3 protein-coding genes and 1 pseudogene are annotated in these 7,690 nt (G+C 69.9%); 3 read left to right on the forward strand and 1 reads right to left on the reverse strand.

Features of this window, described 5'->3' with window-relative positions:
* Positions 1-256: 256 nt before the first annotated feature.
* Positions 257-2,841, forward strand: a pseudogene (gene lnt / locus A9X03_RS16995) (apolipoprotein N-acyltransferase).
* Between the two features lie 12 nt (positions 2,842-2,853).
* Here lnt and A9X03_RS17005 read toward each other — a convergent pair.
* Positions 2,854-3,189: an RNA polymerase-binding protein RbpA gene (locus A9X03_RS17005; protein ID WP_067760885.1), complete on the reverse strand. Its 336-nt coding sequence runs from the start codon at positions 3,187-3,189 to the stop codon at positions 2,854-2,856.
* Positions 3,190-3,358: 169 nt separating this feature from the next.
* Between A9X03_RS17005 and A9X03_RS17010 the strand changes: the two genes are divergently transcribed.
* Together A9X03_RS17010 and A9X03_RS17015 are read left to right on the forward strand one after the other, a co-directional pair.
* Entirely contained in the window at positions 3,359-3,718 is a 360-nt protein-coding gene (locus A9X03_RS17010; protein WP_082950444.1) for a hypothetical protein, read from the forward strand.
* A 338-nt stretch (positions 3,719-4,056) separates the two neighbouring features.
* Positions 4,057-7,690 (forward strand): type I polyketide synthase (locus A9X03_RS17015; protein WP_156737704.1); only part of this gene is annotated, 3,634 nt, incomplete at its 3' end.

The following is a 7,690-nucleotide window of genomic DNA, read 5'->3' on the forward strand; positions in this document are numbered from 1 at the left end:
CCGGAAAGACCGCCCCGGCCCAGCCGACGAGCCCGACCCGGCGGCCGGCGACCTGGCGGTCCCCCCGGACACCGACCCGATCGGCGACGAAGCCGAATCGGATCGCGACGACGATCCCGCCGACATCGCCCCGGAGTCCGGGGCCGGTGACGCCGCCGCGGAACCGGGCGCCGTGCCGCTCACGCACCGACTGCGGCCGGCGCTCGCGGCGCTGGGGGCGGGAACGCTCGCGCGGCTGCCCGGCGTCCGGGCGGCCATGCTGCCGCGGCTGACCCGGTTGGCGTGCGCCATCGGGGGCGGCGTTCTGCTGTTCACCAGCTTCCCGTCGCTGAATTGGTGGTGGGCCGCGGTCGTTGCGGCCTCGCTGCTGGCCTGGGTGCTCAAGCATCCGGCGACAACTCCGGCCGGTGGTCTGGGCTACGGGTTCCTGTTCGGGCTGGCGTTCTATCTTCCGCTGCTGCCCTGGGTCAGCACGCTCGTCGGCGCCGTGCCCTGGATGGTGCTGGCGATGACGTGTGCGCTGTTTCCCGCGCTATTCGGCCTGTGCGCCGTGCTCGTGCGCGGGCTGCCGGGCTGGCCCGTCTGGTTCGCGCTGGTGTGGGCGGCCCAGGAGTGGCTGAAATCGATCGTCCCGTTCGGCGGATTCCCGTGGGGAGTGGTGGCATTCGGACAAGCGCAGGGCCCGTTCCTGCCGTTGGCCAAGCTAGGGGGGCCCGCGCTGCTCTCATTGGCGATCGTGCTGATCGGGTTCAGCGCGACCGCGATCGAACTGGAGATCGTCAAGTGGTGGCGCACCGGCAACCGGGCGCACCGCGGTGCCGGCGAAGAGGAGGCGGCCAACGCCGATGCGGCACCGCCTGCGGTGGTGCTGCCCGGCGTCTGCATCTGCCTGGTGCTGTTCGCATCCGTCGTCGTCTGGCCGCAGGTTCGGCACGCCGGCACCGGGTCGGGCGGCGAGCCCTCGGTCACCGTCGCCCTGGTGCAGGGCAACGTGCCGCGACTCGGGCTCGACTTCAACGCGCAACGCCGGGCGGTCCTCGACAACCACGTCCGCGAGACGCTGCGGCTGGCGGAGGATGTGCGCGCGGGGCAGGCGCCACAACCCCAGTTCGTCATCTGGCCGGAGGACTCCTCCGACATCGACCCCCTGGCCAACGTCGACGCCGCGCTGGAAATCTCACAGGCGGCGACCGCGATCGGCGCGCCGATCCTGATCGGCACGGTCTCGGAGCTGCCCGGCAGCCCACCGGAGAACCCCCAATACACCAACACGATGATCGTGTGGAATCCGTCGACGGGGCCCGCCGATCGGCACGACAAAGAGATCGTGCAGCCGTTCGGCGAATACCTGCCGATGCCGTGGCTGTTCAAGCACCTATCCGGCTACGCCAACCGAGCCGGGAACATGGTGCCCCGCCCGGGCAGCGACGTCGTGCACATCGCCGGGGTGCCGATCGGGGTGGCCACCTGCTGGGAAGTGATCTTCGACCGCGTCCCGCGCAAAGCCGTCCTGAATGGCGCCCAATTGTTGGCCGTGCCGAGCAACAACGCCACCTTCAACAAGACGATGAGCGAACAACAGCTGGGCTTCGCCAAGGTGCGGGCCGTCGAGCACGATCGTTATGTGCTGGTCGCGGGCACCACCGGGATCAGCGCCGTGATCGCCCCCGACGGCGCCGAGCTGGTGCGCACCGACTTCTTCCAGCCCGATTACCTGGACATACAGGTGCGCCTGAAGACAAAACTGACGCCGGCGACCCGCTGGGGTCCCATCCTGCAATGGCTCCTGGTCGCGGTGGCCGCGGGGGCGATCCTGGCCGGGATACGGCAGAATGGTTGGTTCGCGCGTCCGGTTCGTCGGAGGTCCGAGGCCCCGAACGAATCCCCAGACACCGGTGCGCCCTCGGGTGAAGCCCCGCTTGACGAGGACAGTCCGCCCGCCGAGGGCGGGGACCAGGCGCCGCCGGGCGACGGCGGTGACTACACTCCGCTCCACGAGGGCGGCCGACGACCGTCGCGTAATTTCGGGCGACACAGAGGAGCTACATGACCACCGGCCAGCCGGCGCCCCGCGGCCCGGGGAATCGTCCCAGCGAGCGTGTCCTGGTGATCATCCCCACCTACAACGAGCGGGAGAACCTGCCGGTCATCCACCGGCGGCTGAAGGACGCGTGCCCCCACGTCCACCTGCTGATCGTCGACGACAGCAGCCCGGACGGCACCGGCGAGCTCGCCGAGGAGCTGGCGGCCGCCGACGCGGGCCGCACCCACGTGATGCACCGCACCGCCAAGGACGGCCTGGGCGCGGCGTACCTGGCGGGCTTCGCGTGGGGTCTGAGCCGCGACTACTCGGTGCTGGTCGAGATGGATGCCGACGGCAGCCACGCGCCCGAGCAGCTTCACCGTCTGCTGGACGCGGTCGACGCCGGAGCCGACCTGGCCATCGGATCCCGCTACGTCGAGGGCGGGTCGGTGCGGAACTGGCCATGGCGGCGCTGGGCGCTGTCCTGGACGGCCAACACCTACGCGCGGCTCGCGCTGGGGATCGGTGTCCACGACATCACCGCCGGCTACCGCGCCTACCGGCGGGAAGTCCTCGAGGCGATCGGTCTCGAGGCGGTGGACTCCAAGGGCTACTGCTTCCAGATCGACCTGACCTGGCGCACCGTGTGCAGCGGGTTCGTCATCGTCGAGGTGCCGATCACCTTCACCGAGCGCGAACTCGGCGTCTCCAAGATGAGCGGATCGAACATCCGCGAGGCGCTGATGAAGGTCACCCGATGGGGCATCGAGGGCCGCAAGACCCGCGCCGGCACCCAGCGCGCCGACAACCGCAGCTAAAGCGGTCTGAGGTCAGCCGCGGCGGCGTGTCCGGATGATTTCGAGCCGCTCCTTGAGCAGCTCTTCGAGCTCTTCGACGCTGCGCCGCTCCAGCAACATGTCCCAGTGCGTGCGCGGGGGCTTCACCTTCTTCGGCTCGGGCAGGTCGCCCTCGATCAGGGTGCCTTCCAAGCCGTTGCGGCACAGCCACGTGCCGGGAATTTCAGCGTCGTCGGCGAAAGGGACCTCGAACTCTTCGCCGTTCTCGGTGCGGTACTTCGCGAGCTGACGTGGGGCGAGGTCGTGATTGCGGTCGGTCTCGTAGCTCACGGCTCCGAGGCGACTGCCTCTAAGGACGCGATCAGCCATGTTGCTACTCCTCTACGTCTACTGAACTTCGGGCTGCTGTAATGCAATTCTGTCCGCTTGGCAAACGTTGCGGCGGTCTGCGTAGTTCCCCGGTCGGGTGGCCGGCGTACGCGACGCGACCTTCAATGATACCGGGATCGCCGCGCAATCCCGACTAAAGTCGGCAGGCGTGAGCCGCCGTCCCCGCCCGCAGCCGTGCCGTTGGTGCGGTCGAGACGTGTCCGACGCCGGGATGGGACGCCGCCGCCAGTACTGCCGCCAGTCGTGCCGGCAGCGGGCGTACGAACAACGCGCCTCGTTGACCCGGGGCGGTGCCGGCGCCTCGCTGGCCTTGCCTCCCGACGCGGTGGTCCTTTCGGCCGACGACGCCGCCGACCTGTCCGACCGGGTCTACCAGGTGCGGTGCGCGGCGGAGGATGTCGCCACCGCCCTCGACGAGGGAGCGCAGGCGACCGAACTGCGCGAACTGTGCGACCTGCTGATCAGGGCCGCCCGGGCGGCCGACGGCTGGCGCCGGGTGGGCGTCTGAGCCGTCCTGACCACTGCCGATGCATAGCCGGGTACAGTCGCGCCATGGACGGCGCGTCAGTTGTATCCCGGCGTACCGGGGTCGTGAGATGCCCCGGCACCCGCGGGCGCAACGGCGCGTTCCGGATCCCCTTGGACAAGGCGTGCCTCACGCCGATGCCGGTTCTCCCGTAGCAGTCGGGAGCATCGGGCGTTTTGAAATACCGTCAGAGTTGGCCATACTCACCAGCGACATTCTTGGGCCGGAGAGCGGCACGGCATCGCATCGTGCAGCAAATTCCGTGACTCGGCGAGAGTCGCATCGGGGCAGCTGACGGCCAAGTTAGGCGAGAGGTAGTGATGGTGGATCAACTCCAGCATGCGACCGAAGCGCTGCGCAAAGCGCTGGTCCAGGTCGAGCGCCTGAAACGCACCAACCGTGCGCTGCTGGAGCGGTCGAGCGAGCCGATCGCGATCGTCGGTATGTCCTGCCGCTTCCCCGGCGGAGTCGAGACACCAGAAGACCTGTGGCAGATGGTGGCCGACGGCCGCGATGTGATCACCGATTTCCCCAACGATCGCGGCTGGGACCTGGCGAGCCTGTACGACCCGGACCCCGACGCCCGCCACAAGACCTACGCGCGGACCGGCGGTTTCGTGGACGGTGTCGCCGACTTCGATCCGGCCTTTTTCGGCATCGCTCCGAGCGAGGCACTCGCGATGGACCCGCAACATCGGATGCTGCTGGAACTGTCTTGGGAGGCCTTGGAACGGGGCGGCATCGACCCGAGCGGGCTGCGGGGCAGCGCGACCGGGGTGTTCGCCGGGCTTATCGTCCAGGGCTACGGCATGCTCGCCGAGGAGATCGAGGGCTACCGCCTGACCGGCATGACCTCCAGCGTCGCCTCCGGTCGGGTCTCGTATGTGCTGGGACTCGAGGGCCCGGCGGTGTCGGTGGACACGGCGTGTTCGTCGTCGTTGGTCGCGTTGCACATGGCGGTTCAGTCGTTGCGCTCGGGGGAGTGCGATCTGGCGCTGGCCGGGGGCGCGACCGTCAACGCCACCCCGACGGTCTTCGTCGAGTTCAGCCGCCACCGAGGGCTGGCCCCCGACGGCCGGTCCAAGGCGTACGCCGGGGCTGCCGACGGAGTCGGCTGGTCGGAGGGCGGGGCGATGCTCGTCGTCGAGCGGCTCTCGGATGCCAGGCGGTTGGGCCATCCGGTGCTGGCGCTGGTGCGCGGCTCGGCGGTCAATCAGGACGGCGCATCGAACGGGCTGACCGCGCCCAACGGCCCCTCGCAGCAGCGGGTGGTGCGGGCGGCGCTGGCCAATGCCGGCCTGTCGACGGCAGACGTCGACGTGGTGGAAGGCCACGGAACAGGCACCACGCTGGGCGACCCCATCGAGGCCCAGGCGTTGTTGGCGACGTACGGCCAGGACCGGCCCGAGCCCCTGTGGCTGGGCTCGATCAAGTCGAACATGGGCCATACCCAGGCCGCCGCGGGCGTGGCGGGCGTGATCAAGATGGTCCAGGCCATGCGTCACGAAATGCTGCCGGCGACACTGCATGTGGACGTGCCCAGCCCGCACGTCGATTGGTCGGCGGGATCGGTCTCGTTGCTGACCGAGGCGCGGCCCTGGCCCGCGAATCGCCACGTACAACGGGCCGGGGTGTCGTCGTTCGGGATCAGCGGCACCAACGCACACGTGATCATCGAGGCGGTCCCGGCGCCCGAGCCGCTGACCGACCGCCCGAAGCCCGCGACGGTGCCGTGGGCGTTGTCGGCAAAGTCACTGTCGGCGTTGAGGTCTCAGGCCGCCCGGTTGGCCGGGCACCTGCGCGGCCACGACGAGATCGACGTCGCCGACGTGGCCTGGTCGTTGGCCGGCCGCGCCACCTTCGAGCACCGGGCCGTCGTCGTCGGTGCCGATCGGGATCGATTGCTGGCCGGGCTCGACGAGTTGACCGCCTCAGATATTCAGGACCCGGCCGGTTCGGTCATCCAGGGCAGCGCGCCACCCGCGGGCAAGAACGTCTTCGTGTTCCCCGGCCAAGGCTCGCAATGGCTGGGTATGGGGATCGAATTGCTCGACACCGCACCGGTATTCGCGCACCAGATCGACGCGTGCGCGGAAGTCTTCGCGGAATTCGTCGACTGGTCGCTGATCGACGTGCTGCGCGGCAACGCGGACGCCCCGGGCTTGGACCGGGTGGACGTCGTGCAGCCGGTGCTGTTCGCGGTGATGGTGTCGCTGGCCGAACTGTGGAAGTCGGTCGGCGTCAGCCCCGACGCGGTGATCGGCCATTCGCAGGGAGAGATCGCCGCCGCGTTCGTCGCCGGCGCGCTGTCGCTGCGCGACGCCGCTCAGGTGGTCACGCTGCGCAGCAAGTTGTTGCGGTCGATGGCCCACTCCGGAGGCATGCTGTCCATCGCGTGCAGCACCGAACGCGCACGGGAGTTGTTGGCGCCCTACGGCAACCGTGTCAGCATCGCCGCCGTCAACGGCCCCTCGGCGGTGGTCGTGTCGGGCGAAGTGGCCGCGCTCGACGAACTCGCCGGTTTCTGCGTGGACCTGGAGCTGCGCACCCGCCGGATCGACGTGGACTACGCGTCGCACTCGGTCGAGGTCGAGGCCATTCGCGACGAGCTGGCCGAGGCCCTGGCCGGTATCGAGCCCCGTTCCTCGCGTGTCGCCTTCTTCTCCACCGTGACCGGAAGCCGTTTGGACACAGCCGGTTTGGACGCGGCCTACTGGTACCGCAACATTCGGCAGACCGTGCAGTTCGACCAGGCGGTGCGCGCCGCCTGCGAGCACGGGTACCGCACGTTCATCGAATCGAGCCCGCACCCCGCGCTGATCGCCGGGATCGAAGGCAGCGCCAACGACTGCCTGAAAAACTCGGCCGGCGACCCCGAGGCCATCGTGGTTCCCACCCTGGGCCGCGATGACGGCGGCCTCGAGCGCTTCCTCACGTCGGCCGCCGCAGCATTCGCGGCCGGTGTGAGCGTGAACTGGCGTGGCGTCTTGTCCGGGGCGGGCTTCGTGGAACTGCCCACCTACGCCTTTGACCGGCGCAGGTTTTGGCTGTCCGGCGAGGGCATCGGGGCCGACGCCGCCGGGCTGGGGCTCGGGACCAGCGAGCACGCATTGCTCAGCGCGGTCGTCGAACTGCCGGCCTCGGACGGGGTGCTGCTGACCGGCCGGCTGTCGCCCGGCCTGCAGGGCTGGCTGGCCGATCACGCCGTCTCCGGTGCCGCGGTGTTCCCCGGCGCGGGTTTCGTCGAGTTGGCGATCCGGGCCGGCGACGAAGTCGGCTGCTCGGTGGTCGACGAACTCACATTGCAGGCGCCCCTGATGTTGCCCGCGGCCAGTTCCGTTGCCGTGCAGGTCGTTGTCGGTCCCAGCGAAGAATCGGGGCGCCGCGCCGTCTCGGTGTTCTCCCGCGCCGACGCCGGTTCGGCGTGGGTGTGTCACGCGGAGGGTGTGCTGAGTTCGCGGTCCATCGAGCCCCGCGCCGATCTGTCGGTGTGGCCGCCCGCGGGCGCGGTTGCCGTGGAGGTCGCCGACGGCTACGACCAGCTCGCGGCGCACGGCTACGGGTACGGCCCGGCGTTTCGTGGTTTGACCGCGACGTGGACCCGCGGAGACGAGGTGTTCGCCGAGGTGCGGCTGCCGGACGCGGCGGGAGGCGTCGGCGGTTTCGGCGTGCACCCGGCGTTGCTCGACGCGGCGATGCATGCCGTCATCATGGCCCAGCAGGCGGCGGGCCAGCCCGTCGAAGTGATGTTGCCGTTCTCGTGGCAGGACGTGTCGTTGCATGCCGCGGGCGCGACCGCGGTCCGCGTGCGGATCGCACCGACCGACAATGGCCCGCATGCGGGTGCCGGCACCGCCGCCATCTCGATCGAGCTGGCCGACGGGCTGGGCCTGCCGGTGCTGTCGGTGGGGACGATGGTCGCCCGGCCGGTGAGCGAGCGGCAGCTGCGTGCGG

This window comes from Mycobacterium sp. E1715, assembly GCF_001667625.1.
GTDB lineage: Bacteria > Actinomycetota > Actinomycetes > Mycobacteriales > Mycobacteriaceae > Mycobacterium.

What these genes read in the sequence shown, in the direction of transcription:
- A9X03_RS17005 (WP_067760885.1), bottom strand. Translation starts at nt 3,189, where the DNA reads ATGGCTGATCGCGTCCTTAGAGGCAGTCGCCTCGGAGCCGTGAGCTAC.